Annotated in this window: 32 protein-coding genes and 1 tRNA gene; 26 read left to right on the top strand and 7 right to left on the bottom strand. The window is 34.0% G+C overall.

The features are described from left to right. Positions 1–14: 14 nt before the first annotated feature. The 7 genes from GSH73_RS08080 to cobA all read left to right on the top strand — a co-directional run bounded on the left by GSH73_RS08080 (position 15) and on the right by cobA (position 7418). Positions 15–1019: an ABC transporter permease gene (locus GSH73_RS08080; protein ID WP_014758517.1), complete on the top strand. Its 1005-nt coding sequence runs from the start codon at positions 15–17 to the stop codon at positions 1017–1019. 6 nt (positions 1020–1025) lie between these two features. Further along, a complete protein-coding gene (locus GSH73_RS08075) occupies positions 1026–1862 on the top strand; it encodes an ABC transporter permease (protein ID WP_014758518.1) in 837 nt (278 codons plus the stop codon). Between the two features lie 5 nt (positions 1863–1867). After that, positions 1868–2890: an ABC transporter ATP-binding protein gene (locus GSH73_RS08070; RefSeq protein ID WP_014758519.1), complete on the top strand. Its 1023-nt coding sequence runs from the start codon at positions 1868–1870 to the stop codon at positions 2888–2890. Then, positions 2865–3662, top strand: coding sequence for an ABC transporter ATP-binding protein (locus GSH73_RS08065; protein WP_014758520.1), 798 nt, complete (start codon positions 2865–2867; stop codon positions 3660–3662). Before GSH73_RS08070 ends, GSH73_RS08065 begins: the two co-directional genes overlap by 26 nt. Positions 3663–3799: 137 nt before the next feature. Further along, positions 3800–5038 (top strand): glutamyl-tRNA reductase, encoded by a 1239-nt coding sequence (hemA, locus tag GSH73_RS08060; RefSeq protein ID WP_014758521.1) that lies wholly within the window; start codon positions 3800–3802, stop codon positions 5036–5038. Continuing rightward, on the top strand, positions 5035–5928 hold the full coding sequence (gene hemC, locus GSH73_RS08055) for a hydroxymethylbilane synthase (RefSeq protein ID WP_014758522.1): 894 nt from the start codon (positions 5035–5037) through the stop codon (positions 5926–5928). The genes hemA and hemC overlap by 4 nt, the downstream gene beginning before the upstream one ends. Beyond that, complete coding sequence (gene cobA / locus GSH73_RS08050) at positions 5928–7418, top strand: uroporphyrinogen-III C-methyltransferase (RefSeq protein WP_014758523.1); 1491 nt, start codon at positions 5928–5930, stop codon at positions 7416–7418. Before hemC ends, cobA begins: the two co-directional genes overlap by 1 nt. 31 nt (positions 7419–7449) lie before the next feature. On the opposite strand, the gene hemL is transcribed toward cobA, so the two are convergent. Genes hemL through hemB form a run of 3 tightly spaced genes read right to left on the bottom strand, consistent with a single transcriptional unit; the run spans position 7450 to position 10282 of the window. After that, positions 7450–8742: a glutamate-1-semialdehyde 2,1-aminomutase gene (hemL, locus tag GSH73_RS08045; protein WP_014758524.1), complete on the bottom strand. Its 1293-nt coding sequence runs from the start codon at positions 8740–8742 to the stop codon at positions 7450–7452. Beyond that, on the bottom strand, positions 8739–9326 hold the full coding sequence (locus GSH73_RS08040; RefSeq protein WP_014758525.1) for a precorrin-2 dehydrogenase/sirohydrochlorin ferrochelatase family protein: 588 nt from the start codon (positions 9324–9326) through the stop codon (positions 8739–8741). Before GSH73_RS08040 ends, hemL begins: the two co-directional genes overlap by 4 nt. Beyond that, on the bottom strand, positions 9308–10282 hold the full coding sequence (gene hemB / locus GSH73_RS08035; protein ID WP_014758526.1) for a porphobilinogen synthase: 975 nt from the start codon (positions 10280–10282) through the stop codon (positions 9308–9310). Before hemB ends, GSH73_RS08040 begins: the two co-directional genes overlap by 19 nt. Positions 10283–10471: 189 nt before the next feature. Between hemB and GSH73_RS08030 the strand changes: the two genes are divergently transcribed. From GSH73_RS08030 to GSH73_RS07965, 14 genes are all read left to right on the top strand, one after another. After that, complete coding sequence (locus GSH73_RS08030) at positions 10472–11344, top strand: 4Fe-4S binding protein (protein WP_014758527.1); 873 nt, start codon at positions 10472–10474, stop codon at positions 11342–11344. Further along, positions 11341–11565, top strand: coding sequence for a sulfur carrier protein ThiS (gene thiS, locus GSH73_RS08025; protein ID WP_233432471.1), 225 nt, complete (start codon positions 11341–11343; stop codon positions 11563–11565). The genes GSH73_RS08030 and thiS overlap by 4 nt, the downstream gene beginning before the upstream one ends. Continuing rightward, a complete protein-coding gene (locus tag GSH73_RS08020) occupies positions 11562–12383 on the top strand; it encodes a HesA/MoeB/ThiF family protein (protein ID WP_014758529.1) in 822 nt (273 codons plus the stop codon). Before thiS ends, GSH73_RS08020 begins: the two co-directional genes overlap by 4 nt. Beyond that, positions 12380–12793, top strand: a complete 414-nt coding sequence (locus GSH73_RS08015; RefSeq protein WP_014758530.1) for a M67 family metallopeptidase — start codon at positions 12380–12382, stop codon at positions 12791–12793. Before GSH73_RS08020 ends, GSH73_RS08015 begins: the two co-directional genes overlap by 4 nt. A 24-nt stretch (positions 12794–12817) precedes the next feature. Then, the gene (locus GSH73_RS08010; protein ID WP_014758531.1) at positions 12818–13075 is read left to right on the top strand and encodes a sulfurtransferase TusA family protein; all 258 of its coding nucleotides are present in this window, start codon (positions 12818–12820) and stop codon (positions 13073–13075) included. Then, positions 13065–14291: an O-acetylhomoserine aminocarboxypropyltransferase/cysteine synthase family protein gene (locus tag GSH73_RS08005; protein WP_014758532.1), complete on the top strand. Its 1227-nt coding sequence runs from the start codon at positions 13065–13067 to the stop codon at positions 14289–14291. The genes GSH73_RS08010 and GSH73_RS08005 overlap by 11 nt, the downstream gene beginning before the upstream one ends. A gap of 62 nt (positions 14292–14353) precedes the next feature. Then, the gene (gene cysD / locus GSH73_RS08000; protein WP_014758533.1) at positions 14354–15154 is read left to right on the top strand and encodes a sulfate adenylyltransferase subunit CysD; all 801 of its coding nucleotides are present in this window, start codon (positions 14354–14356) and stop codon (positions 15152–15154) included. An 11-nt stretch (positions 15155–15165) separates the two neighbouring features. Beyond that, on the top strand, positions 15166–16851 hold the full coding sequence (locus tag GSH73_RS07995; protein WP_014758534.1) for a sulfate adenylyltransferase subunit 1: 1686 nt from the start codon (positions 15166–15168) through the stop codon (positions 16849–16851). 17 nt (positions 16852–16868) lie between these two features. Next, positions 16869–17717 (top strand): ABC transporter ATP-binding protein, encoded by an 849-nt coding sequence (locus tag GSH73_RS07990; protein ID WP_233432472.1) that lies wholly within the window; start codon positions 16869–16871, stop codon positions 17715–17717. Further along, positions 17629–18417 (top strand): ABC transporter permease, encoded by a 789-nt coding sequence (locus GSH73_RS07985; RefSeq protein ID WP_432422540.1) that lies wholly within the window; start codon positions 17629–17631, stop codon positions 18415–18417. Before GSH73_RS07990 ends, GSH73_RS07985 begins: the two co-directional genes overlap by 89 nt. 26 nt (positions 18418–18443) lie before the next feature. Continuing rightward, the gene (locus GSH73_RS07980) at positions 18444–19172 is read left to right on the top strand and encodes a phosphoadenylyl-sulfate reductase (protein WP_014758537.1); all 729 of its coding nucleotides are present in this window, start codon (positions 18444–18446) and stop codon (positions 19170–19172) included. Between the two features lie 167 nt (positions 19173–19339). Further along, complete coding sequence (locus GSH73_RS07975) at positions 19340–20113, top strand: Lrp/AsnC family transcriptional regulator (RefSeq protein WP_014758538.1); 774 nt, start codon at positions 19340–19342, stop codon at positions 20111–20113. Between the two features lie 108 nt (positions 20114–20221). Further along, a complete protein-coding gene (locus tag GSH73_RS07970; RefSeq protein ID WP_152528713.1) occupies positions 20222–20452 on the top strand; it encodes a hypothetical protein in 231 nt (76 codons plus the stop codon). A 43-nt stretch (positions 20453–20495) separates the two neighbouring features. Further along, the gene (locus GSH73_RS07965; protein ID WP_014758540.1) at positions 20496–20999 is read left to right on the top strand and encodes a hypothetical protein; all 504 of its coding nucleotides are present in this window, start codon (positions 20496–20498) and stop codon (positions 20997–20999) included. A gap of 115 nt (positions 21000–21114) precedes the next feature. Here the strand turns inward: GSH73_RS07965 and GSH73_RS07960 are convergent. Beyond that, positions 21115–21198: transfer RNA gene (locus GSH73_RS07960), tRNA-Leu, on the bottom strand. Positions 21199–21320: 122 nt separating this feature from the next. Here GSH73_RS07960 and hflX point away from each other — a divergent pair. Continuing rightward, positions 21321–22559: a GTPase HflX gene (gene hflX / locus GSH73_RS07955; protein ID WP_014758541.1), complete on the top strand. Its 1239-nt coding sequence runs from the start codon at positions 21321–21323 to the stop codon at positions 22557–22559. Here the strand turns inward: hflX and GSH73_RS07950 are convergent. Next, positions 22549–23031 carry a DUF3189 family protein gene (locus GSH73_RS07950; RefSeq protein ID WP_014758542.1) on the bottom strand — a complete coding sequence of 161 codons (483 nt, stop codon included), beginning with the start codon at positions 23029–23031 and terminating at the stop codon, positions 22549–22551. The genes hflX and GSH73_RS07950 overlap by 11 nt on opposite strands. A 240-nt stretch (positions 23032–23271) precedes the next feature. Between GSH73_RS07950 and GSH73_RS07945 the strand changes: the two genes are divergently transcribed. The 4 genes from GSH73_RS07945 (at position 23272) to GSH73_RS07930 (ending at position 25130) form a co-directional block, all read left to right on the top strand. Next, the gene (locus GSH73_RS07945; RefSeq protein ID WP_014758543.1) at positions 23272–23700 is read left to right on the top strand and encodes an NUDIX hydrolase; all 429 of its coding nucleotides are present in this window, start codon (positions 23272–23274) and stop codon (positions 23698–23700) included. Positions 23701–23766: 66 nt separating this feature from the next. Further along, positions 23767–24414: a YigZ family protein gene (locus GSH73_RS07940; RefSeq protein ID WP_014758544.1), complete on the top strand. Its 648-nt coding sequence runs from the start codon at positions 23767–23769 to the stop codon at positions 24412–24414. Positions 24415–24483: 69 nt separating this feature from the next. After that, on the top strand, positions 24484–24723 hold the full coding sequence (locus tag GSH73_RS07935) for a hypothetical protein (protein WP_014758545.1): 240 nt from the start codon (positions 24484–24486) through the stop codon (positions 24721–24723). A 17-nt stretch (positions 24724–24740) separates the two neighbouring features. Further along, positions 24741–25130 carry a CoA-binding protein gene (locus tag GSH73_RS07930; RefSeq protein WP_014758546.1) on the top strand — a complete coding sequence of 130 codons (390 nt, stop codon included), beginning with the start codon at positions 24741–24743 and terminating at the stop codon, positions 25128–25130. A 91-nt stretch (positions 25131–25221) separates the two neighbouring features. Here GSH73_RS07930 and GSH73_RS07925 read toward each other — a convergent pair whose 3' ends face one another. Together GSH73_RS07925 and GSH73_RS07920 are read right to left on the bottom strand one after the other, a co-directional pair. Beyond that, positions 25222–25617, bottom strand: a complete 396-nt coding sequence (locus tag GSH73_RS07925; RefSeq protein ID WP_014758547.1) for a sulfite exporter TauE/SafE family protein — start codon at positions 25615–25617, stop codon at positions 25222–25224. A gap of 20 nt (positions 25618–25637) precedes the next feature. After that, on the bottom strand, positions 25638–25997 hold the full coding sequence (locus GSH73_RS07920) for a sulfite exporter TauE/SafE family protein (protein ID WP_014758548.1): 360 nt from the start codon (positions 25995–25997) through the stop codon (positions 25638–25640). Between the last annotated feature and the right edge of the window lie 144 nt (positions 25998–26141).

The following is a 26141-nucleotide window of genomic DNA, read 5'->3' as shown; positions in this document are numbered from 1 at the left end:
GAGGAGAGTTTAAGGTGAAAAGTTATAGAAAATATATGACAAGTAAAATTGCGTGGTATGTCCTAACTTTTGTAGTAGCCGTATTTCTGAACTTTCTCTTACCAAGGTTGATACCGGGTAACCCGGTATCAACCATTGTCTCAAAAATTACCAGTGGCATGGCAGATACAAATTCAATCAAAAGGGTTTATGAGACGTTTGAAAAAGAGTTTGGACTAAATAAACCTATTTGGGACCAATTTATGATATATGTGTCAAACTTGTTTCATGGCAACATGGGTACTTCTTTTGGACAATATCCAAGGAAAGTTACGGATATTTTGGCGAGTTCAATTGTATGGACGATAGGACTTCAATTGCCGGCAATAATCGTAAGTTGGATTCTTGGCAATGTTTTAGGGGTTCTGGCTGCTTATATAAAAAAAGGTTTTGATAGAATTTTATTTCCAGTTTTTTTGTTTATAAGTTGTATACCTTCATTTGGATTTGCTATTGTAATGGTATGGTTGTTTGCAGTGGCGTTAAAAATAGCACCAGCCAGCGGAGGATATGCGTTTGATATGATTCCAAGTCCTACTTTTTCATTTTTCCTATCTGTTTTACAGCATTATCAGCTTCCATTTTGGTCAATTGTTTTAGTAGGTATTGGCGGTCAATCATTAGGCATGAGGGAAATGTCAATTTACGAGCTTAACGCGGATTATGTTAAATACTGTAGATTACTCGGACTTAGAGATTCAAAGATTGTCAAGTATGTCTTCAAAAATGCGGTTTTGCCACAAATAACAGGTTTGGCGCTTTCTTTAGGCACTATGGTTGGAGGTGCTCTTATTACGGAGATTGTCTTTAGCTATCCTGGTTTAGGCTCTGTACTTTTTAATGCGATAGCGGCGCAGGATTTTCCTCTTATATCAGGGTGTACTCTTTTAATTACTACTGGAGTTCTTGTTGCAAATTTTTTGATAGATATTGCGTATGGGCTGATAGATCCAAGAATAAAAGTGGCACAACGGGAGTGATGGAGCATGAAAGGTAATTTTAAGATGATTTTTAAGTCGGGCAAGTTCGATGTGGGAGTAGCTATCTTTGCTTTATTGATTTTATGTATTGTTATTTTTCCTTTATTAAACAAAGAAGATCCATTAAAGATGAATTACACAATGTTTCAGCCTCCGGGGGCGAATCTGCCATTAGGCGCAGATAATTTCGGACGAAATGAATTAGTTGAATTGATTGCTGGAGGGAAAACATCTTTAATTATAGGAATTTTAGCTGGAGCAATTGCTACATGTATAGGCCTTATCATCGGGCTATCAGGAGGGTATTTAGGAGGGCTGGCAGATAATATTTTGTCATCTGTCACAAATATTTTTATTGTAATCCCATCATTTATTATTCTCGTGCTAATATCTGTAAGCATAAGTTCAAGGTCGTTTTTGACAACAGCATTGGTGATTGGATTTACAAGTTGGCCGTGGACTGCACGAGCTGTAAGGGCACAGACAATATCCCTTCGAAATCGGGATCATGTGAATCTTGCAAAAGTTTCGGGTTATAGCATACCGAAAATTATCTTAATGGAAATATTGCCTTATATTGCATCTTATGTGGGTATGGCATTTATACTTCAAGTCGCGTCGGGAATTCTTTCAGAAGCGACTATATCAATGTTGGGGCTTGGTCCGCAAAATACTGTGACACTTGGGCTTATGTTGAATTGGGCTACCATGTATGAAGCACATATGAGCGGGGCATGGTGGGCTTTTGTACCGCCAGTATTGATGATTGCTCTTATTACATTTTCTCTTAATTTGATGAATACAGGACTTGACCAAGTATTTAATCCACAGATAAGGAGTTAATAATTATGGCTGAAATTTTATTGCAAGTTAAAAATTTAAAAAGCGTATATAAAACAAGGTTCAATGAAAGGATTATTGCTGTAGATGATGTGTCATTTGATTTGGAAAGCGGGAAATGCTTAGGTATAGCAGGAGAAAGCGGAAGTGGCAAATCTACATTAGCCATGAGCATCATGGGATATTACCATCCACCACTTTTTTATGAGAGCGGTGCTGTCTACATAGGCGGAATTGATATTGCTAAATTGCCGTATAATCAATTAAGGGAAAGAATTCTTGGAAAGGAAATGGCTTATATACCGCAAGCAGCTATGAATGCCTTAAATCCTACACAGAAGATAATAAATCTTGTTGCAGACGTCATGAAAGAGCATGTAAAAGGAATATCATTTAATGACGTGAAGAAAATCGCTGAAGAGAGATTTGAAACACTTAATTTACCTAAGGATGTTTTACAACGATATCCCATAGAGCTTTCGGGTGGTATGAAACAGAGAACAGTTATAGCCATCTCCACAATCCTTAATCCTAAAATTTTGGTTGCAGATGAACCTACATCTGCATTGGATGTTACATCGCAGAAGATAGTAATAAAGCTTTTAAAGGATTTAATAAAAAAAGGATTTATAAAAGCGATGATATTTATAACGCATGAATTGCCATTACTTTACAATATAGCCGACGAAATCATGGTAATGTACGCTGGAGAGATAGTTGAATCTGGAAAAGCAGAAGAAATCATATTTGACCCAATTCACCCTTATTCGTATGGACTTATGAATTCAATAATCGTCCCTGAGAAAGGTGTTAAAGGGAAAAAATTAGCAGTTATACCTGGTGCTCCGCCAAATTTAAAATCAAAATTGAATGGATGCAGATTTTTTGAACGATGTCAATTTGCAAAAGATGAGTGCAAGGGTGAGAAGATAAGTTTAAAAAATCATGGAGAAAGAAATTACAGATGCGCTTTTGAAATAGATGAGCTTAAGGAGATGTATGAAGATGGCAAAAAGTCTGCCACTACTTAGCGGGAGAGATGTAACTAAAGTTTTTGCTGACAAAAGGAAAAGAGTCGTGGCTGTTGATCATGTGAATTTCGATTTTAATAGCGGTGAAATAATATCAATTGTCGGTGAAAGCGGCAGTGGAAAGACTACATTGGCAAAAATGATATTAGGTTTGACAGTGCCGACGAATGGTAAAATATTTTTTAAAGATAATCCTATTGATTTGAAGACTAAAAAGAAAAGGATTGAATATTGGAGAAATGTGCAACCTATTTTTCAAGATCCTTTTTCTTCTTTTAATATATTTAGAAAGGTAAATAATGTACTGCTGGACTGCATAAAATTGATAGGAGTCAAACTAAAAAAAGATGAAGAGCATAAGATAATTGAAGAAGCTTTAAGCTTTGTGAATCTAAGATTTGATGAAATATACAATAAATATCCTTTTGAACTATCAGGCGGCCAAATGCAGAGACTTATGATAGCTCGAGTCTTGTTGATAAAACCAAGTCTTGTCATAGCTGATGAACCTACATCCATGATTGATGCTTGCTCGAGAGCCAGCATACTTGATGCATTGATGAAATTGAGAGATGAAATTGGCACTACTGTTGTTTTTATAACGCATGATATAGGCCTTGCATACTACGTCTCTGACAGGATATACGTTATGAAAGAAGGTAGGTTTGTGGAAGAAGGTTTGCCTGATGATGTCATATTAGGTCCTAAAGAGGATTACACAAAACATTTGATTGGAGATGTACCTAAAATAGAAAGTAAATGGGCTATATAAGAATCGCTGTTTTGGTATGGACATGTTCCTATATTGGAGCATGTTTTTTTGTTTTAAGCTTTTTTGAACAGTGTTTTTTGTGTTAAAATTATGATTAGTGTACAAGAGTAAATTTACATCAAAAGGAAGTTGATTGTATGAATGTTAATGGCATAAAGATGGTTGGAATAGATCAAAGCATCCCAATCGAAATTAGGGAAAGAGTAGCATTTAATAAAGATGTTGATGCTGCTTTAAATGTATTAAAGGAAAATGGTTTAGATGAAGCGATAATACTTTCGACGTGCCATAGAAGCGAGATATATTTTTTTTCTGAATCTAAAAGCTTTGAAGATATAAAAAACTTCTATATAAAGTATTTTAATTTGGATGATGAATTTAGAAAGTATTTTTGCTGCATATCAGGATTAGAGGCAGTTGAACATATATTTAGAGTTGCCAGTGGATTGGAATCTATGGTTTTAGGCGAGGACCAAATATTGGGACAAGTAAAAGAATCGTTGATGAATTCCCAAGTAAACGGAATTTCAGGAAAGATATTAAACAAGCTTTTTATGGATGCTATTTCAATGGGGAAAAAGGTACGGACAGAAACGGGATTAAAAAACTATTCATCATCTATAAGCCATATTGCGATAAAATTCGTGGAGAATGTGTTTGAAGATTTGAAAGGTAAAAATGCCTTTGTAATAGGTACAGGAGAGATGGGCAAAATCGCAATAAGGGGGCTTATCTTAAAAGGTGCCAATGTGTCAGTTTCTAACAGAACATATTCAAAAGTGCAGAAATTAAAATCAGAAATGCCGGATATCGAAATTGTCCCTTATTCAGACAAGTATGAACAGATTGCCAAAAGCGACATAGTGATAAGTGCTACAAACGCACCACATTATACTATTTCTTATGATAAATTTTATAATGTCTACAATGGCAAAAAGATCTGTATGGTTGATATTGCACTGCCAAGAGACATTGACCCTAAAATAGGTAGAATCCATGGCGTCAAGCTTTATTCGATTGACGATCTTAAAAGAACTGCTGAAGAAAACAGAAAGAAACAATTAAATGCCATCAAAAATGCTGAAGAAATAGTATTAAAAGGGGTAAATGAATTTAACACTTGGTTCAAAACAATAAAAGTTGAACCGCATATTAAAAAGATAACCATTTATTCTGACGAGATTTGCGACATGGAATTTGATAGGCTTGTAAATAAATTGGAAAAAATGACCGACAAAGACAAGGAAAATATCAAAAAGTCTTTGAAAAGGGTAGCTGAAAAAATGGCTAACGTAATGATAAAGCACCTGAAAGATGATGCTTTAGTCATGGATGAAATATCGTTTTGCATTGATGGGAGTGAAGTGAAAACATGAAGAAGATCAGAGTAGGAACTCGAGGAAGCGAATTAGCTTTGACGCAGACATTGATAATCATAAATGAAATAAAGAAATATAAGCCAGATTTGAAATTTGAAATAGTTAAGATAACCACAAAAGGAGACATTGTTAATGAGGCGTCTTTAAGCGAAATAGGAGGCAAGGGTCTTTTTATTAAGGAAATCGAAGATGCTTTGATGAATGGTGAAATTGATATGGCCATTCATAGCATGAAAGATATGCCCTTTGAAATACCTGAAGGATTGAAAATTTTGCCAGTCTTTAAAAGAGAAGATCCTCGGGATGTTTTTATTTCAAGATCAGATAAATTTATTGATTTAAAAGAAAACGCTAAAGTTGCCACAAGCAGTTTAAGGCGAAATGTACAGATTAGAAGTTTGAGACCGGACATTGATATAGTTCCTATACGAGGCAATATTGCTACAAGGATAAGAAAGATGGATGAATTAAATTTGGATGGAATAGTTTTAGCTGCTGCAGGCATAAAGAGGCTTGGACTTGATAAATTAGTGAAGGATTATTTTCCTGTTGACTTGGTTGTACCTGCGCCGTGCCAAGGTATATTGGCTGTTGAAATAAAAGAGGATTTTGAAAGTGAATTTTTCGAAATATATCCAATGCTTCTTGATGTAAAAACTTTTTTTGAGTCTTCTGCAGAGAGGAAGATAATGAAAAAGGTTGGTGGAAATTGCAAAACACCTTTAGGAGTATACAGTGAATACAAGAATAACGGTAATGAAGAATTGATTTCAATATTGGTTTCATACTATAAAGATGGCAAATTGCTTAAAATTAAAGAAACGGGTCTCATTAAAGATATCGAAAACATTAGTGAAATAATTGTTGAAAAAATTGGAGGGTTATGATGGCAGGTTTTGTTTATTTAGTAGGTGCAGGACCGGGTGACATAGGACTTATTACATTAAAAGCCATAAATGCGATAAAAAAGGCTGATGTAATTGTATATGACAGATTGGTTAATGAAAAGATGCTTGATTTTGCCAAAAAAAGCGCAGAATTTGTGGATGTTGGCAAGATTCCGGGACAGCATAAAGTTGCTCAGTCTGAAATAAATGAGATAATATCAGAAAAGGCTATTGAAGGAAAAGTTGTAGTTCGCTTAAAAGGTGGAGATCCATACGTTTTCGGAAGAGGTGGAGAAGAAGGAGAGTATCTTTACGATAAAGGAATACCGTTTGAAGTGATTCCGGGAATTACCTCTGCTATAGCAGTTTTAAATTATGCAGGTATTCCTATTACACATAGAAATTTAAGTTCATCGTTTCATGTCATAACGGGGCATGAAGCTGAAGGAAAATTAGAAAATTTAGATTGGGAATTGCTTTCGAAGCTTAATGGAACGCTTGTTTTTTTGATGGGTACGAAAAATATTGAATTTATAGTAAATAAGTTGATGGAAAATGGAATGTCTAAAGATATGCCTTCTGCTGTCATAATGAATGGAACAACTCCTTATCAAAAAGCGGTAGAAGGAACTTTATCAGATATTGTAGAGAAGACCAGGAATGAAGGCATCAATAATCCTGCAATAATAGTTGTAGGAAAGGTTGTAAGCATGTATAAAAAGCTTAATTGGTTTGAAAGAAAACCACTTTTTGGAAAAAGAATCCTTTTTACCGGTGATTTTGACTTGAACGTCGATGCAATCGATGAACTATTTAGTAGCGGTGCTGATGTTTTAATATGCCCGACTATCAAAATAGTTTATCAGGTAGATAATGTCATAAAACTTATTGATAATATTGATGATTATGAATATCTTATTTTCACAAGCCAAAATGGAGTCAAAGCCTTTAAAAACGCCATGAGCATGGTGAAGTTTGACTTGAGAAGATTGAATAAAGTAAAGATTGCATCCATCGGCGCAAAAACGAATGAAGCCTTGAATGAGATTTATATATATCCGGAAGTAGTACCAGAAGAATATACTTCAAAGGCTTTAGCAGATAAGCTCAAAAATATTCCAATAAAGGGGAAAGTTGCGCTTTTGACTTCTGATATAGGTGGTGATGTGCTTATTGGAGATTTAAAAGACACTATATTAATAGAGAAAATTGTGGCATATAAAAATGTTCCCAATCATGAAATAAAGGAAAAACTGATTAAAGAATTAAAAAATGGAATTGATATAGCTGTTTTTACAAGTGCATCAACATTTGACTACTTATCTTTGATACTAAAAAATGATGTTTCTCTGTTGAAAGATGTGAAGGTAGCTGCAATAGGTCCTGTGACAAAAGGCAGGATTGAAACGGCAGGTTACAAAGTTGATATTATCCCCAATATATACACACTTGAAAACTTGATTAGAGAGATTTTAAAGCGCGAAGCATGAGCTATATCCTTCGCGCTTTAATGTGTATTTGCTACGCTGAAATTTCTCTCGCTGCTTCAAAGCTGGCTTCAATCGTTCTATCAATGTCTTCATTGGTGTGAGCAGTGGATAAGAAAAACGTTTCAAATTGAGACGGTGGCAGATATATGCCTCTTTTTAACATGGCCTTGAAGTATTTTGCAAATAAGTCTGTATTTGATTTAGTGGCTGTTTCAAAATCGTGAACATTGCCATCTGTGAAAAACATGCACATCATTGTACCGACTCGATTTATTTCAACTTTTATGCCATTTTGCCTCATGCTTTCATATAATCCCATACAAAGTCTGTCAGCTTTTTTGTCAAGTTCATTATAGATAGAAGGATCTTCTGATAGTGCATTTAATGTTTCGTACCCTGCCACCATTGCAAGAGGGTTTCCTGATAATGTACCTGCTTGATAAACAGGTCCATCAGGCGATATCATCCTCATAATATCCTTTCTTCCACCATAAGCGCCAACAGGCAAACCACCTCCAATGATCTTTCCGAATGTTGTTATGTCCGGATTAATGTTATATAGCCCTTGAGCACATGTGTAAGATACTCTAAATCCAGTCATAACCTCGTCGAATATGAGAAGTGAACCATATGACTCTGTGACTTTCCGCAAAGTCTTCAAAAATCCCTCTTTAGGCGGAACAGTGCCCATGTTTCCTGCAATAGGTTCAACAATAACCGCGGCGATATCTTCTCCATATTTTTTAAATATCTCAACTATCAAGTCACTGTCGTTGTACCTTGCTATTATGGTGTTTTTAGCTGTTTCACTTGTTACGCCTTTTGAATCTGGTGTCCCGAATGTAAGAGCACCGGACCCTGCCTTGATGAGGAGGCTATCGGAATGGCCGTGGTAACATCCTTCAAATTTTACTATGATATTCCTTTTTGTGTATCCTCTTGCCAATCGTATGGCGCTCATAGTAGCTTCTGTACCCGAATTCACCATTCTTATTATTTCCACAGATGGTACAGCTTCTTTGATTTTTTCAGCTAATTTGATTTCTATTTCGGTGCAAGCCCCAAAACTTGTGCCACTTTCCAACTGATTTTTTAAAGCATTGACTATGCGGGGATTACAATGACCCAGTATAAGTGGACCCCATGAGAGAACGTAATCTATATATGTATTTCCATCTACATCTTCTATATGGCTGCCAAAGCCTTTTTTTATGAAAATGGGATTTGTTCCAACGGATTTAAACGCCCTTACGGGACTATTTACGCCACCAGGCATGAGAGTTTTGGCTTTTTCAAAGAGAATATTCGACATTTCATAGCTCATTTTTTATCATTCCCTCTCAAAATATTGTACTTATTTATGATATCGTCGTATAATTTTATTTTTTCTTCCTGTGTAGCAGAAGTTGTTTTGAGTTTATCCCTCAGATTGCTTAATTCAGCAATAAGATTTTCAACATCATCTTCAAACATATTGCCAAGCATTTCTTTTATTCGCTTTGCTAATAACGGACTTTTCCCATTTGTTGATACAGATATAGTAAGATCACCTTTTTTCATGACAGAAGGAACTATGAATGTAGAAAGCTCCTTGTCATCTACTACATTCACAAGTATATTTTTTTTCTTACATTCGTTAGAAATCTCTTTGTTTATGATTCTATCATTTGTTGCTACAACAACCAAAAAGTAATTATCAACATCATTTTTTTGATAGCTTCTTCTTATCAAATTAACTTTATGGTTTTTAGGCAGTTCCAAGATCTCATCTGTAAAATACGAGGATAATGCTGTAACAGTTGCGCCAAATTCAAGTAAAGGTAATATTTTTCTGTAAGCTACTTTACCACCACCTATGACAAGGCATTTTTTGTCTAAAATATTCAACATTATAGGATAGTAAGCCATTTTGCAACATCCTTAGCAAAGTAGGTTATTATGATATCTGCGCCAGCCCTTTTTATTCCAGTCAATGATTCCAAAACTGCTGATTTTTCATCAATATATCCCATCTGAGATGCGGCTTTTATCATTGAGTATTCACCGCTTACATTGTAGGCTGCGATTGGGATATTGAATGTATCTTTTGCCCTTCTTATTATATCAAGATACGGAAGTGCTGGTTTTATCATTATTATGTCAGCACCTTCCTCTATATCAAGTGAGATTTCTCTTAAAGCTTCGTCAGAGTTTGCAGGATCCATTTGGTATGATTTCCTATCGCCAAATTGTGGTGCTGATTCTGCCGCTTCTCTGAAAGGACCATAAAATGACGATGCATATTTAGCGCTGTAAGATATTATTGGTGTGTTTACATATCCATTTTCATCTAAAACGTCTCTTATTGCTTTTACACGTCCATCCATCATGTCAGAAGGTGCTACGATGTCTGCACCTGCTATCACATGGGATAAAGCGATTTTTGCAATGTATGAAGTCGTTTCGTCGTTTTGCACATAGCCATCTTTTACAATGCCACAATGGCCATGACTTGTATACTCGCACATGCACACATCTGTTATAATAAGCATTTCAGGTATTGCATTTTTTATGGATTTTATGGCTTGTTGAATTATTCCGTTTTCGTCGTAAGCTTCAGAGCCTAATTCATCTTTTTTTGATGGTATGCCAAAAAGCAATATAGCTGGTATCTTTAACTCGTTTATCTCTTTAACTTCTTTTAAAAGATTGTCAATAGAAAAACGGTATATGCCTGGCATAGAACTAATTTCTTCTTTTATGTTTTCTCCAGGTACGACAAACATAGGATATATCAAATCATCAATATTTATAGAAGTCTCTCTAATCATACTCCTTATAGTTTCGTTTCCTCTAAGCCTTCTTGGCCTCTTTAGCAGTCTCATGATAACACCTCACTTTTTATTTTATTTATATTATATCAACTTTTTGATTGATGTACAGAACACATTATCAAAATTGTGTTTAACAGTTCAATTAAAATTAGATTGACATTAATAAAACGATGTGTTAAATTATAAAAAAAGAAATCCATAAATTCATATCTGTTTACTATGAATTAAAAGGAGGATAAAATGATTTTCGATGATGATTTAGTGAAGGCATTAAAAGATGGTGGATTTATTAAACAAAAGCAAAAAGACTATTATTCGATAAGAATAAGAGTAGTCGCTGGCAATATAACTGCTGAGCAGATGAGGAAAGTATCAGAACTTGCTGAAAAGTATGGTAGGGGATATGTCACATTTACAGTAAGACTGGGGATAGAGATTCCATGGGTACACTACACTAAATTACAAGAAGTCAAGGAAGAGGTTGAGAGAATCGGACTTGCAATGGCTGGCTGTGGACCGAGAGTAAGACCGATTGTAGCTTGTAAAGGTACTGTTTGTCCATATGGATTGATTGACACTCAAGGTTTAGCTAAAAAACTGGATGACGAGTTTTTCCCCACACCTGGTTTTCCTCATAAATTCAAGATGGGCATTTCAGGCTGTCCTAACAATTGTACGAAACCTCAATTTAACGATATCGGATTTCAAGGGCAGGTAGAGCCTGAACTTAATGAGGATTTATGCACAGGTTGCGGACTATGTGCGGATGTTTGCGAAGCGAAAGCAATTTCGATTAAAGATGGTCTTGCTGTAAGAGACGATGATAAATGCATTTATTGTGGTTCATGCATAAGGGTGTGTCCAATGGATGCATGGAAGAAAAAAAGAAGTGGAGTAGCAGTCTTTGTGGGCGGCAAGTTTGGGAAGAAGTACAACTTTGGATACCATATTGCAGACCTTGTTGATGTAGAAAAAATACCAAACATTATTGAGAAAACAATGAATTTTTACAAAAGCAATGGAATCAGCAAAGAAAGGCTTTATGACACAATAAATAGAGTCGGACTCGAAAATTTCAAAAAAGAGGTTTTAGAAAATGAAGATGAAAAGTGAGGAGTGTAGCTATGAATATCAAAGTAAATGGCAATGATCAAAAAATTGACAGAGAGTATACTGTAAGGGAATTGTTAGATGTATTAAACGTTAAAATGAAAGAATATGTAACGGTTCAACTTAATGATGAAATATTGTCAAGAGATGATTTTGATAAAATAATTGTAAAAGACGGAGATACAGTTGAATTCCTCTATTACATGGGAGGAGGAAGTAGATGAATTTTTCCAATGAACAGTTAGAAAGGTATTCGCGTCATATTATATTAAAAGAAGTTGGTGCCAAAGGTCAGGAAAAAATATTAAATTCAAAGGTTTTGATAGTAGGGACAGGTGGACTTGGAGCACCGGCAGCTATGTACCTTGCGGCAGCAGGTGTTGGAACAATAGGATTAGTTGATTATGATAAGGTAGATTTATCCAACCTTCAAAGGCAAATAATTCATAGAACAAAGGACATTGGCAAAGACAAAGTTATATCTGGCAAAGAGACAATCAACGAGATGAATCCTGATGTAAATGTAATAACATATCATGAATGGATAAGCTCTAAAAACATAATTGATATCATAAATGATGAAGATTACGACTTTATAATTGACGGTACGGATAATTTTCCGGCAAAATTCTTAATAAATGATGCTTGTGTGCTTATAAAGAAACCTTTCTCACATGCCGGGATAATAAGATTTGAAGGTCAAACAATGACATATGTACCTGGTGAAGGACCGTGTTATAGATGTGTTTTTCAAGATCCGCCGCCGAAGGATGCCGTTCCTACTTGCAGACAGGCAGGAGTGCTTGGAGTCATGGGTGGGATAATTGGTACGATTCAGGCGACAGAAGCATTAAAATATATACTTGGAGTTGGTGAACTTTTAACAGGCTATTTATTGACATTTGATGCGTTAAAAATGGAATTCAGAAAGATAAAAATATCAAGGAGAAAGGGTTGTCAAGTTTGTGGTGTCCATCCTTCAATAAAAGAGCTGATAGATTATATAGGGCCACAGTGCGATCTTAAGGAGGAACGCAAATGATAATACTGTCAAAGAATGATTATAAAAAAATGTTGGATCATGCGAAGAAAGAAAGTCCTATTGAAGCATGTGGCTTACTTGCAGGAATAGTAGATGGTGAAAAGAAATTTGTTAAGGAAGTTCGTTTACTGACTAATATAGATAGAAGCCCTGAGCATTTTTCAATGGATCCAAAAGAACAATTTGAGGCTTTGAAGCATTTCAGGGAAAACAAACTTATGCTTATCGGGAATTTCCATAGCCATCCTCAATCACCGGCGAGACCTTCTGAAGAAGACAAAAGATTGGCATTTGATAGTAAACTCAGCTATTTAATATTGTCACTTATGGAAAAAGAAAACCCTGTCTTAAAGAGCTTCATAATTGTGGATGGGAATAGCTATGAAGAAGATATTTTAATTGAAGATTAAAAATTTTGGAAAGGAAGTATAGCCGTGAAAGATATAAAAGCTGACAGTTTTATAGATATAACTGATGTAGTATGCCCTATCACTTTTGTCAAAGCAAAGGTGGCTATAGAAGAATTAGAAGATGGGCAAATCCTTGAAGTAAGAATGAATGAAGGAGAGCCGATTAAGAATGTGCCATCCAGCTTTAAAGATGAGGGACATAAAATATTAAATGTTACAAATAACCGAGATGGGACTTATACGATATTTGTTAAAAAGGGAGGCCTTGTCAATGAGGTTTAATACAAAGCTATTACATCTGAATTATGGACCTGATGAAAAGACTGGAGCCTCATTGACGCCTATATATCAATCTACATCATTTAGCCATTCGGCAGAGGAATTGGAGAATATATTTAAAGGCAGCGAATATGGCTTTACATATACGAGAATAAATAACCCAACCATTGAAGCTTTTGAAAGAAGGATTGCATCACTGGAAAGCGGAATAGGGGCAGTTGCATGTTCCTCAGGAATGGCCGCTATAGCTTTAGCTATTTTAAATATCTTGAAGACTGGTGATGAAATACTATCTGGTTCAGGAATATTCGGCGGGACTTATGAACTATTTAAAGATTTCGAAAACTTTGGTATTACTGTAAAATTTGCAAAAGATAATTCCATAGACGCTTTTAAAAGATCAATAACTAATAACACAAAATTGATTTATATCGAAACGATTGGAAATCCTAAATTAGATGTTCCCGATATAAAAAGTCTTTCAGTTCTGGCACACGAAAATAAAATTCCTCTAATCGTTGATAATACTGTAACTACTCCATATTTAATTCGACCGATAGAAATGGGTGCAGACATCGTTATACATTCAACGTCAAAATTTATAAATGGACATGGAAATTCTATTGGTGGAGTTATAGTCGATTCTGGTAAATTCAATTGGGATTTTAATAAATATTCAATGCTTAAAAAGTTCGAAAAATATGGACAATTTGCTTATCTGGCAAAGCTTAGGAAAGGCCTTTTTAGAAATATTGGTGCGTGTATGTCTCCGTTTAATGCATATCTTAATAATTTGGGTTTAGAAACGCTTGGAATAAGGATGGAAAGGCTATGTCAGAATGCTTATGAATTAGCTGTTTTTTTGAAGAAATTTGATAAAGTGCTATCAGTTAACTATCCAGGGCTTAAAGAAAGCCCATTTCACGATATTGCTAAAAGGCAGTTTGGTGATGGATTTGGCGCTGTATTGACAATTCGTGTAGGTTCTAAAGAAAAAGCGTATAAAATGATTAACTCTTTAAAGTATGCAACAAATATCACGAATATAGGTGATACACGTACGCTTATAATTCATCCATCATCTACGATTTTTGCTGAAAGCAGTGATGAAGAAAAAGAATTCATGGGAGTGTTTGACGATTTAATAAGAATCTGTGTTGGACTGGAAGATATAGAAGATTTAAAAGAAGATTTTATGCAGGCTATTGATGGGCTATAATTTTTACTTAAATTATAAGTATTACGATATGTTTACTGATAATTATTTTGTGAGGTGTTAATATGGATAGATTAGATATGTTGGAAGCTGAAAGTATATACATATTAAGAGAGGCTTATAAAAGTTTTGGCAAACTTGGAATGTTGTGGTCGATTGGGAAAGACTCTACAGTAATGTTGTGGCTTGCTAAAAAAGCTTTTTTTGGACATTGCCCGTTTCCATTTATTCATATAGATACGACATATAAAATACCCGAAATGATAAGATTTAGAGATAAGATTGCGAAGGAGTATAATCTCGATCTTATCGTCTACACAAACTGGGATGCTATAAATAATGGCATGGGTCCGGAAAAAGGCAGATTAGTTTGCTGTAAGGCACTAAAAACGGATGCATTGCAGCATGTGATAGATAAGTATAAATTTGAAGGATTGATTGTGGGTGTGAGAAGGGATGAAGAAGGTTCAAGATCGAAAGAGAGGATTTTTAGTGAACGAAATAAAGACTCTGAGTGGAATTACACAAACCAGCCTCCAGAGCTTTGGGATCAGTTTAAGACAGATTTCCCGAAAGGTAATCATATCAGAGTACATCCTATATTGAACTGGACTGAGTTAGATATTTGGCAATATATAAAAAGGGAAAATATACCGGTTGTTGATTTGTATTTTGCAAAGAACGGCAAAAGGTATAGAAGCCTTGGGTGTGCGCAATGCACAGGACAAGTAGATTCAAATGCCTCAACAGTTGATGAAATTATAGAGGAATTAAAGCACACAAATATCAATGAACGGGCTGGAAGAGCTCAAGATAGAGAAGATGCTTATGCTATGCAAAAATTGAGGAAAGACGGTTATATGTAAGGAGGATAAAAATGGTTGAAAGTAAAGAGATTTTCAAAATAGTGGTAGTAGGTCACGTTGATCACGGAAAGTCGACAGTTATTGGAAGGCTTTTGTACGATACAAAGTCATTGCCGGAGGGGGCAATTGAAAAAGTAAAAAGAATATCAAAAGAAACCGGTAAGCCATTTGAATATGCATATTTATTAGATGCTTTTGAAGAGGAACAAAAACAAGGCATAACCATCGATACGACGCAAATTCAATTTCACACGAAAAAGAGAGATTACGTAATAATAGATGCACCAGGACATGTAGAATTTTTGAAAAACATGATATCTGGCGCAGCTAATGCAGAAGCCGCGCTGCTTGTTATCGACGCCAATGAAGGTGTAAGAGAACAGTCTAAAAGGCATGGGTACATTCTTTCGTTGTTGGGTATAAAAAAAGTTTGTGTCTTGATTAATAAAATGGACTTAATAGATTATTCGGAAGAAAAATTTTTAGATGTAAAAAGCGATATGGATATCTTTTTAAAAAGCATTAATGTCTTTCCACAAAAGTATATACCCGTATCCGCTTTTCATGGTGAGAATATAGCTTTAAGGTCAGAAAAGATGCCATGGTATAAAGGCGACACAGTCTTAGATGCATTAGATATTTTTGAAAAGGACAAAGAGATAACCGATAAGCCGTTGAGGCTGCCTATACAAGACGTTTATAAATTTGATAATAGAAGGATTATCGCTGGCAGGATAGAATCTGGCGTACTAAATGTGGGAGATGAAATAGTAATATATCCAAGTAAAAGAACGTCTAAAATAAAATCCATCGAATATTGGCAAGAAAAAGACAGGACGACAAAAGCTGAAGCAGGAATGTCAGTCGGAATTACGCTTTTTGACGAGTTTTTTTATAAAAGGGGAGAATTTATAACTGGCAAAAGCGATGAGGCTCCACTGGTGGGAGATACGTTTAAGGCGAATATATTCTGGATGAGTGAAAACAGGCTGACAGTAAATAAAAGATATAAACTTAAATTGGTTACACAAGAAACAGAATGTGAAATAGCTGCAATTAATAAAGTTATAGATGCTTCTACGCTTTTTTCAAATGATGACGCAAAGGAAGTAAATACTAATGAAGTTGCTGAAGTCGTGATAAAGACAAAAGATAAAATTTGCTTTGATGAATTTAGAAATAATCATGTAACAGGGCGTTTTGTCATTGTAGATGGTTATGATATAAGTGGTGGAGGAATAATAAATGGATTGGAAATTTTAGATGCAGCAAATAAATTTATAAAAGGAAATGTGGAACTTCAAATAACGTGCTTTGATGAATACTATTATTTAATACCATCTAATGAGATAAAAAAAGTAGCTGTTGAAAGAAAATCATACAAAATAGGAGATAAGTTGCCTATAAATGGAGATACGTATTATTACCCTGATAATTTTGATGTTGTTGACTTGAATAATGAGCTATCTGCCTTAATAAGAGACGGTAGATTGGTTGATTTAATCAATTTAAACGACTATGAGTATAAAGGTTATCCTGTATATAGCAGTGATGGATTTTTAGCAAATGTAAAAAATCAAGATGATTTTATCAATTTTAAAAATGATTTTAAGAAGTCAAAGTACGACTTAGTTGATTTCGCAAATAAATGGTATGATCCTATGGCTAATAAGCGGATTGTATATAAAGCTGTTTAAAAGCGGGAACTAAAGAGGTGTCTAATTTGTTTCTTATTGTTGAGAATATATCAAAAAGTTTTGGATTTAATTCAAAAGCGAATTTAGTATTGGATAATGTCAATCTTTTAATAAACAAGGGGGAATTTGTATGCCTTGTTGGCCCTTCCGGTTGCGGCAAGTCTACGCTGCTTAATATAATTGCCGGTCTTGAAAGTGCGTCATGCGGCAGAATTATTTTAAATGGTAGCGTAGTAAAGGATGCAGGCATTGACAGAGCAGTCGTGTTTCAAGAATCTGCTCTTTTTCCTTGGCTTACAGTAATAGATAATGTAGAATTTGGGATGAAAATGGCAGGCATAGAAAAGGAAGAAAGAAAAAGAAAAGCTATGAAATATTTAAAAATGGTCCATCTTACAAAGTTTAAAGATTCATATATTCATCAATTGTCTGGTGGCATGAGACAGCGGGTCGCACTTGCAAGAGCTTTAGCAATTGATTCTGAAGTGCTTTTGATGGATGAACCATTTTCGGCATTAGACAGTCAAACAAGAGATATTTTACAGATGGAATTGCAGCGAATTTGGATGGATACAAAAAGGACGATTGTCTTTGTCACACATAATATAGAAGAAGCGGTGATATTGGCGGATCGCGTCATTGTGATGTCCGCTAATCCGGGAAAGATTAAAAAAGAATTTAAGATAGAACTATCAAGACCGAGAAGACCAGAAAGTCCAGATGTAATTTACTATGTAAGAAAAATAACGGACGAATTAAAGGAGGAGGTAGAAAAAGTTGCAAAAGCTGAATACGACAGCGATTGGAGCATTGAAAAAGATTTGTTTCTATCTAATGCTGATAGCGATATGGGAATTGGTCTATAAAACAAATGTAGAAACTATAAAAATCTGGAATGCAAATGTTATACCTTCTCCAATCTCTGTTTTCCTTTTAATCGTTAGATTATTTAAAACCAAAACGCTTATATATGCAATATTATCCAGCATGAGAAGGCTTGTAATTGGATACTTAATATCTATTGTTATTGGTTTTTTCATAGGTTTTCTGATGATTCGTTTTAAATATATTGAAGAAAATTTCGGTTCATTGATATTAGGATTACAAACTCTGCCTAATCTTGCATGGGTACCTTTTGCAATTCTTTGGTTTGGATACAGTGAAAGTACAATAATTTTTGTTATTGTCATTGGCTCTATATTTTCCATTAGTCTTGCTGTAGATTTAGGGATTAAGAATATAAATCCTATTTATTTGAAAGCCGCAAAGACTATGGGGGCTAAAGGGTATAAATTGCATTTGAATGTGATTGTTCCGGCTGCACTTCCTAATTTGCTGTCTGGTCTTAAAGAAGGGTGGTCATTTGCTTGGAGAGGTTTGATTTCTGGTGAGATGTTGGTTTCTGCAACAGGTCTTGGGCAGATTCTTTCAAAAGGGAAAGACGCATCTAATATGAGTCTGGTTGTTGCTGTAATGGTGATAATTTTAAGTTTGGGCTTAATCATAGATAAATTTGTATTCGGACATATAGAAAAATCAATAAGGTATAGATGGGGTTTGATGTAAATTTTTCATAAAAGAGGTGAGATGCCATGAGCATAGATGAATTAGATCTTGAATTATTAAATAATGAATATAAAGATAAAAGTCCATTTGAGATTGTAAAGTATGTTTATTATAAAATTGGTGCACAACGTATTGCGTTAGCTTCAAGTCTTTCAATAGAAGATCAGCTTTTAACAGATATACTATTGAAGATTGATAATAAAGCAAGGATATTCTTTATCGATACTGGAAGACACTTTCAATCAACTTATGATCTGATGGATCGAACAATGAGGAAATATCATTTTAAATACGAGGTGTATGCGCCTGAAAGCCAGGACTTAGAACTACTGATTAGAGAACACGGTCCAAATCTTTTTTACCAAAGCGTTGATCTTAGGAAAAAATGCTGTGAAATTAGAAAAGTAAAACCGCTAAAAAGAGTTCTTGCTACGGTTGATGGATGGATATGTGGCTTAAGAAGAGAACAATCTGTAACCCGTGAAAATGTAAATATATTTGAATGGGATTGCGTTCATTCTATATACAAGGTGAATCCCATTGCATTTTGGACTGAAGATATGGTTTGGGAGTACATAAAAAAAGAAAATATCCCTTACAACAGCCTTTATGATAAAGGCTTCAGAAGCATTGGATGCCAGCCTTGCACAAGAGCTGTAAAACCTGGAGAAGATGTTAGAAGCGGAAGATGGTGGTGGGAGGACTCCGATAAAAAAGAATGTGGACTTCACATTCAAAATAAAACTGTAGAATAAGCAAAAAACTCGTTTAAGCTATGCTCATTATATGCATAAACTTAAACGAGTTTTTTGATGTTATATGCAAAAATTCTATACGTTTGATAAAAATTTTAGAAGGAATTTCTATACTTTTATAGAAAATATATATAACATAAGTACAAGTGGTAAGGGAGTTGATTTTAATGGGTAAAAATTTTTTTGACAAAGTAAATATTGATCCAAATAAACATATTTTTGATAACTCAATTAATGATGAAGAATTGAAGTATGAAAAAAAGAAAAATAACTTTTTGATATCAATACTTTATAATGCTATTACAAGATTTATTGGATATGAGTCTCTACTTAAGAGCGGGTACTTTTTTATTTTGTGCAATAAAAATGGATATATAATAAAAATTATCAATAATAATGAGTTGACTAATTATTTTAAAGAGTTAAATTTTAAAGAAGGTAATAGTTTGCGGATTGAAGATTGTGGGGTTAATGCAGTAAATCTTTCTATGAAATATAATAACTTAACTGAATTATACGGTAATGATCATTATTGTTGTCTGTTTAAAGATTGGTATTGTACAGCGATGCCAATTAGGGATGGTTACTATGGTAGAGTAATTGGTTATCTTGATGTTTCACGAATTGGAATTAACAACATTGTTCATCAAAATGCACTTCTAAAAAATATAGTTTCTTTTCTTGAAGAAAAAATATCCATTAAAAGCGAGAAGATTTCGCAAATATACGTGGGACTTGATGATATTGACACATTAATTCTATCTTCATTATTGCGCAATGGTGTAAGAAAAGCAGTGCTTGAGGAAATGGGCATTTCGGAGAAAACCCTGAGAAGGCGGGTTAATAAACTTTATAATTTGTTAAATGTAAATAATGATATTCGATTAATTATAAATGCTATGTATTTAAGGATTATAGACTGTTATGGGGATATATTATAAAATTAATATAATTCTTAAAATATTATATTTAATCGATGACCGAAAAAAGGTTGCAAAGAGACTTTCCATATTTTGAATTAAACTTTATAATACTAATTGACAGTAGTAATGTTAGCCTATTCCAGTGTTGTTTGGGGTTTTGGCGAGGAATCTGGAGAAGTAATATTGGCAAGCAATGGTCGTAATGATAATAGTTCTGGAACACGTAAGTGGGTTAGCAAATATGTTCACACATGGGCAGAGACTGTTCCTTCATTTAATATTTCATTAACTGATGTCGGCATTACATTGACTAATTCCAGTGCATCTTGGCAAATTGCCAGTTCTTTAATATATTAACGGTATATATTGCTTATATATAGGAAATAATAGAGGTGATGCTTTGAAAAAGAATAAAAATATTATTAGACTAATTGGTTTATTAGTAGTAGCTATCGTTTTATCAATAATTGTAGGCAAATATTTTTTTGCAAAAACAGTAAATCCTGAAAAATTCTTAAGAGATAAATACTCAAATAAACCCAATTATAGTATCAAAGTGCAAAAGACAAACAAGCATTTTTTAGGTTTTCTCGGACAAGATGGAGAAAATATTTATTTAGATTTGTTTAGAGATGGAAAATACTTTGGAGGATCAGTAGCATCAATAAAGCAAAGAGATTTGGTATGGGTTTATCAATTTCAGCAATATGAAACTCTTGTTGTTATTTATGGATATAATCCTGATTTAAATTATCTTTCATATTACCTCGAGATTTCCAGCACTACTACTGAACCCAAAGTAATTAAAAAGAATATATCGAAAGAAAAATATATCCTTGATATATATGTACTTGATACTAAGTATAATGGTATAGCTAATCTTCAACTTGTTAGAAAAAATTAAAAGAGCAGGATCCCTACATCCTGCTCTTTTATGATGCATAAAACAGCAACCTTTAAATTTCTTAGTCGATTATATTGCAAATTGTTTAATTATAAATTTGTTGAAATAATTCAAATGCCGAAGGTGGGACTCGAACCCACACGGTATCGCTACCACTGGATTTTGAGTCCAGCGCGTCTGCCAGTTTCACCACTTCGGCACGTCACATTAGATATATTATCATATAAAAAATAAAATTTCAATACCTATTTTAAAAATGTTGATTATTTTGTCAGTACAGGATAATATATATGTATCGAATACATGTGTGGAGTGAGTTTTATGGACAACAAAATAAATGATAGCAAGGAAAAGGCAGTATTAGTAGGTGTATTGATTGACGATGATGATAGAGAAAGCATTGAAGAATTGGAGGAATTGGCCAATACGGCTGGTGCAGAAGTTGTAGGTGTAATGACACAATCAAGAACAAATATAGATAGAACAAGTTATATAGGGAAAGGCAAACTTATGGAATTAAAAGAGTTTATCGAGAATAATGATGTTGATGTGATAATCGTTAATGATGAGTTAACAGGCATTCAGATTAAAAATATCGAGGATGTTACAAACGTAAAAGTAATCGATAGAACAGGGCTTATTTTAGATATTTTTGCAAAAAGAGCAAAATCAGCAGAAGGTATGCTTCAAGTTGAATTAGCTCAGTTGAAATACAGATTACCAAGACTTCAAGGAATCGGAAATGATTTATCGAGGTTGGGTGGTGGCATAGGTACAAGAGGCCCTGGTGAGACAAAGCTTGAGACAGATAGGCGACATATTAAAGAGCGAATAAGAGCAATCGAAGGCAAAATAGATGATTTGAGAAGACACAGAGAGCTTTTAAGAGAGAGAAGAAGGAAAAATGAAATTCCTGTTGTAGCCATCATAGGGTATACAAATGCCGGCAAATCTACATTAATGAATGTACTTACAAATTCATCAGTATATGCTGAAGATAAGCTTTTTGCTACGCTTGATCCTACAGCGAGAAAGCTCGTTTTGCCATCTGGGAGAGAAATTGTTTTGATTGACACTGTGGGATTTATAAGAAAACTGCCGCATGATTTGGTGGAAGCTTTTAAGTCAACGCTTGAGGAGCTAAAATATGCGGATGTCTTGCTTCATGTTATAGATATATCAGCGAAAGATGTGATGCATAAAATCGGTGTAGTTGAAAGTGTTCTTAAAGATCTTGATGTGATTGATAAACCTAAGATAAATGTGTACAACAAGTCTGATCTTTTGGACAAGATACCTGAAAACAAAGGTGATAATGTATATATTTCTGCTAAAGAAAGAATTGGCATTGATGAATTGTTAGAAACAATTGACAGATTTACATACAGCGATTTATCTGTTTTAGATTTCTATTTCGCATATGCAAACAATGATGAATACTTGTTTCTGAAGAAAAACTCAAAAATCCTTAAAGAAGAGTATGATGAAAAAGGTATTAAGATAAGAGCACAAGTAAGTGCAATGGAGAAAAATGTATTAAGAGATTTTATTATCTCTTAATGGCATTGTATTCAGCACTTTCTTGTGCTTTTACATTTTTCACAATTTGAACTATGTTTTTGTATGCTTTTGTCACTCCATACGATACTAAAGGCCTTCCTATTACAGGCATTTTCAAAGCTATCGATGTGAAACCACCTATTTTCATTATCCAGTTTGTGGCGGATGATGTATCTACAATAATCAGTCCATCATTTGTGTTGAATAAATGGTAATATAGATCTTTTAATGCTGGCTCTACAAGCTTTTTTACATTTTTTACGCCTAAAGAATATACGTTATTGCCATATTCGTCTGTACCTATTAATACTATATGACCTGTGTCGTTTTGACCGTTTAATCTATCAAACATAGGAATTCCTTCAATTTCTGATTTTGAAGGAATTTTATCTGTTGGCAGCATCCCAATATGGATGTAAGAAGCTATAACTGATGTATGAGTTCCTCCGTAACAATGGTAAATGATATGCATTCAAATCGCTCCTTTCAAATATATTTTTGTTAGAATCTATATTTATTATTCTAAAATTTTTAACCATTTTTAGAAACGAAGATAATTTTATACATAATTTTCTTTTGCTGTGGAAATAATAAAATAAAATTAAAAACAAAAAATTTTAGAAGGAATTTAAGAGTTTATAAAGAATATTATATAATAAGCAAATATTGTGATTAAATCACAATAAATATAAAAAGCTTAGGGGGCTTATATATGTTAATAAGAGAATGCTCTGGTGGAGTTGTATTTAGGGGAGATGAGGTATTTCTCCTAAAGAATGAAAAAAACGAATGGGTATTGCCTAAAGGCGCAATAAGAAACAATGAACTGTCTGTGGATGCAGCGTTAAGGAGAGTAAGGGCTGAAACCGGCTTAAAATCTTTGAATGTCCTATCTACTGCAGGCGAAACCAGTTATGAATTTTATTCTGTTACACGTCAACGTCCTGTCTATAATAAAATCACATGGTATTTAATGTCAACAGATGATAGAGAATTTAACATAAGCAACGAAGATGGCTTTTCAGATGGTGGATTTTACCCAATCGAGAAGGCTTTGGAGCTTATAACTTATAGTCAGGATAGAGCTTTAGTAAACGTTTCTTATTACAAATACAAATCCTTAAGCAAAGTTATCGCATAAAAATAAAAGCCATATGGCTTTTATTTTTATGCGAAAGTCTGGTATAATTTATTATGAGGTGGTAATTTGCTCTACAATTACAAAACGATATATGGGTATGGATGTAAAGAAATAGAAATAAAGAGATCACGGTTTATAGGACATGCAAAACCTGTACAAAATGAGGATGAAGCAATCGAGTTTATAAATAGCATAAAAAGTGCTCATAAAGATGCCACTCACAATGTATATGCATATATTTTAGGTGAAAGGGATGAGATACAAAGGTACAGTGATGATGGAGAGCCTTCTGGTACAGCCGGAGTTCCGGTTTTAAATGTCATAAAAAATGAAGGGCTAAAGAATACAGCCGTTGTGGTGACAAGGTATTTTGGCGGGATATTGCTTGGCGCTGGTGGCTTAATAAGGGCTTATGTTAAGAGCGCAAAATTAGGGCTTGAAGCTGCAACTATTGTTGAGAAGATTCTGTTTAAAAGTGTGCACATAACTGTTGATTATACTCTTTTTGGGACTGTGCAAAACGACCTAATAAAGAATAATTATCTAATAAAAGATATCGAGTATGCTGACAAGGTTACATTAACTGTGTACGTTCAATACGATAAAAAAGATGATTTTATAGAACACATTGTCAATTTGACTAATGCAAAATCTTTCATTGAAGACGGAAGCGATGTATATCTTTATAAAAAAGGTGATAAATATTTAGAATAATCATTTTGTACCTTGTATAGAATTTAATAAAATCAATTTGAATTGCCACATATTCTGGGGGTGCATTAAATGAATTATTACAAAGTCTTGATTTCATGCGGCCATTTAGGCAATTCAAAAGAAATAACTGTTACAAGGTACTTTAAAGCAAAAAATATAATAGACGCTTTTGAAAGCGGTAATAGAATGCCGAGAGCCAAAAGAAAACATTCCCATACATCTGTCTTACTTGTTAAACCTATTGATGAGATTTCATACATAAATGGAAAATGTCAGGAGAGAACAAATAAATATCTAATGATAAGATAGATTTGGAAGGTGATAGAATGGATTACGTTGAAGAAGCATTAAAAAGAAAAGTATGGGCTGTTGTAGGTGCTACAGACAACAAGGAAAAATTCGGGTACAAGATATATAAAAATCTGAAATTGGAAGGTTATACTGTTTATCCTGTCAACCCTAATTATGAAAGTGTTGATGGTGACAAGTGCTACGATTCATTATCAAAATTGCCAGTTGTCCCAGAGGTTGTTGATATGGTTGTATCACCTAAAAGAGGTGATGCTTTTGTGGAAGAAGCGGCAAAACTCGGTGTTGATATTATTTGGTTTCAGCCGGGAGCAGAAAGCGATGCACTGATTGAAAAAGCTGAAAATTTAGGACTTAATGTTGTTTATAATACGTGTGTAATGATGGAGACAGATAGGCGAAAATAATCATGTTTCGCCTCTGCCATCCCAAGTGATGTCATTTGTAACATAATAGTTTTCGCATATTTCCAGTTTTGATTTATTTATTTTAAATTTTTTACTGCTTTTTTTTATTTTGCGCTTTTTCATTTTGCTTTTCACCTATCTTTTGCTTTGATATTATTTCGTAAATTCCCATGATAAATAAGAATACTGCAAATAACCTTTTTAGCATGTATGAGTTGATGTAAATTGATATATACGAACCTATAAGACTTCCTATTAAACCGCTTAATATTATGTTTAAAATAATGTTTAAAAGTACATTTTTTTGTTTTAAATGATATAGGAGTGCGATGGTAGCTGTTGGAACGAAAGATAGCAAATTTACACTTTGAGCCATATGTTGTTCAATATTTGCAAAAATTGTCAAACCGGGGATTAAAATTGTTCCTCCACCAATACCCATCCCTCCGATGATACCGGATAAAAAGCCTATTATAAATAATTTCATTGCAATATATCCCTTTCGATTTATTTAGAAAATAAAATCCTTATCGACGCAGCAATCATTATTATTCCAAATATTTTGCGCAAATACTTTATAGGTACTTTATTTAAAATGGATGCGCCTAAAAGACCCCCTATCACACTGCCTAAAGTAACATTTAAAGTTATAGGCAAATTGAATATGCCGCTTTTTATGTATATGATAGAGCTAAAAATCGTCAGCGGAAGAATTATTGATATTGCTGTTGCATGTGCTTTATGGTCTTCGATTCCAAGCAAGAAAACCATAAAAGGCACAATGATAGTTCCACCACCAGCTCCAAATAGTCCATTTAAAAGTCCAGTCATAAAACCAATAATCATTAATTTTGTAAGTCTTTTCATTTCATCAATATCACCTTAAACTTTTTATTATATTATTCTTGCATAATTGACATAAGATATGTATAGGTTTAAAATTTTTATGTATCAGTATTAATGATACGACGGATTTTTTGATGTGATTTTAAATTTACTTATACGGCATTT

Origin of the sequence: Thermoanaerobacterium aotearoense (assembly GCF_009905255.1) — a bacterium.
Taxonomy (GTDB): domain Bacteria; phylum Bacillota; class Thermoanaerobacteria; order Thermoanaerobacterales; family Thermoanaerobacteraceae; genus Thermoanaerobacterium; species Thermoanaerobacterium aotearoense.
The sequence above is the reverse complement of the archived record's forward strand: the minus strand, read 5'-3'. Positions and strand labels throughout refer to the sequence as shown.

What these genes read in the sequence shown, in the direction of transcription:
- GSH73_RS07970 (WP_152528713.1), top strand. Translation starts at nt 20,222, where the DNA reads ATGTTAGCCTATTCCAGTGTTGTTTGGGGTTTTGGCGAGGAATCTGGA.
- GSH73_RS08065 (WP_014758520.1), top strand. Translation starts at nt 2,865, where the DNA reads ATGGCAAAAAGTCTGCCACTACTTAGCGGGAGAGATGTAACTAAAGTT.
- GSH73_RS08070 (WP_014758519.1), top strand. Translation starts at nt 1,868, where the DNA reads ATGGCTGAAATTTTATTGCAAGTTAAAAATTTAAAAAGCGTATATAAA.
- GSH73_RS07945 (WP_014758543.1), top strand. Translation starts at nt 23,272, where the DNA reads ATGTTAATAAGAGAATGCTCTGGTGGAGTTGTATTTAGGGGAGATGAG.
- GSH73_RS08015 (WP_014758530.1), top strand. Translation starts at nt 12,380, where the DNA reads ATGATAATACTGTCAAAGAATGATTATAAAAAAATGTTGGATCATGCG.
- GSH73_RS07920 (WP_014758548.1), bottom strand. Translation starts at nt 25,997, where the DNA reads ATGAAAAGACTTACAAAATTAATGATTATTGGTTTTATGACTGGACTT.
- cobA (WP_014758523.1), top strand. Translation starts at nt 5,928, where the DNA reads ATGGCAGGTTTTGTTTATTTAGTAGGTGCAGGACCGGGTGACATAGGA.
- hemL (WP_014758524.1), bottom strand. Translation starts at nt 8,742, where the DNA reads ATGAGCTATGAAATGTCGAATATTCTCTTTGAAAAAGCCAAAACTCTC.
- hemB (WP_014758526.1), bottom strand. Translation starts at nt 10,282, where the DNA reads ATGAGACTGCTAAAGAGGCCAAGAAGGCTTAGAGGAAACGAAACTATA.
- hemC (WP_014758522.1), top strand. Translation starts at nt 5,035, where the DNA reads ATGAAGAAGATCAGAGTAGGAACTCGAGGAAGCGAATTAGCTTTGACG.
- GSH73_RS07950 (WP_014758542.1), bottom strand. Translation starts at nt 23,031, where the DNA reads ATGCATATCATTTACCATTGTTACGGAGGAACTCATACATCAGTTATA.
- hemA (WP_014758521.1), top strand. Translation starts at nt 3,800, where the DNA reads ATGAATGTTAATGGCATAAAGATGGTTGGAATAGATCAAAGCATCCCA.
- hflX (WP_014758541.1), top strand. Translation starts at nt 21,321, where the DNA reads ATGGACAACAAAATAAATGATAGCAAGGAAAAGGCAGTATTAGTAGGT.
- GSH73_RS07935 (WP_014758545.1), top strand. Translation starts at nt 24,484, where the DNA reads ATGAATTATTACAAAGTCTTGATTTCATGCGGCCATTTAGGCAATTCA.
- GSH73_RS08075 (WP_014758518.1), top strand. Translation starts at nt 1,026, where the DNA reads ATGAAAGGTAATTTTAAGATGATTTTTAAGTCGGGCAAGTTCGATGTG.
- GSH73_RS07975 (WP_014758538.1), top strand. Translation starts at nt 19,340, where the DNA reads ATGGGTAAAAATTTTTTTGACAAAGTAAATATTGATCCAAATAAACAT.
- GSH73_RS08005 (WP_014758532.1), top strand. Translation starts at nt 13,065, where the DNA reads ATGAGGTTTAATACAAAGCTATTACATCTGAATTATGGACCTGATGAA.
- GSH73_RS07995 (WP_014758534.1), top strand. Translation starts at nt 15,166, where the DNA reads ATGGTTGAAAGTAAAGAGATTTTCAAAATAGTGGTAGTAGGTCACGTT.
- GSH73_RS08020 (WP_014758529.1), top strand. Translation starts at nt 11,562, where the DNA reads ATGAATTTTTCCAATGAACAGTTAGAAAGGTATTCGCGTCATATTATA.
- GSH73_RS07980 (WP_014758537.1), top strand. Translation starts at nt 18,444, where the DNA reads ATGAGCATAGATGAATTAGATCTTGAATTATTAAATAATGAATATAAA.
- cysD (WP_014758533.1), top strand. Translation starts at nt 14,354, where the DNA reads ATGGATAGATTAGATATGTTGGAAGCTGAAAGTATATACATATTAAGA.
- GSH73_RS08040 (WP_014758525.1), bottom strand. Translation starts at nt 9,326, where the DNA reads ATGGCTTACTATCCTATAATGTTGAATATTTTAGACAAAAAATGCCTT.
- GSH73_RS08030 (WP_014758527.1), top strand. Translation starts at nt 10,472, where the DNA reads ATGATTTTCGATGATGATTTAGTGAAGGCATTAAAAGATGGTGGATTT.
- GSH73_RS07925 (WP_014758547.1), bottom strand. Translation starts at nt 25,617, where the DNA reads ATGAAATTATTTATAATAGGCTTTTTATCCGGTATCATCGGAGGGATG.
- GSH73_RS07930 (WP_014758546.1), top strand. Translation starts at nt 24,741, where the DNA reads ATGGATTACGTTGAAGAAGCATTAAAAAGAAAAGTATGGGCTGTTGTA.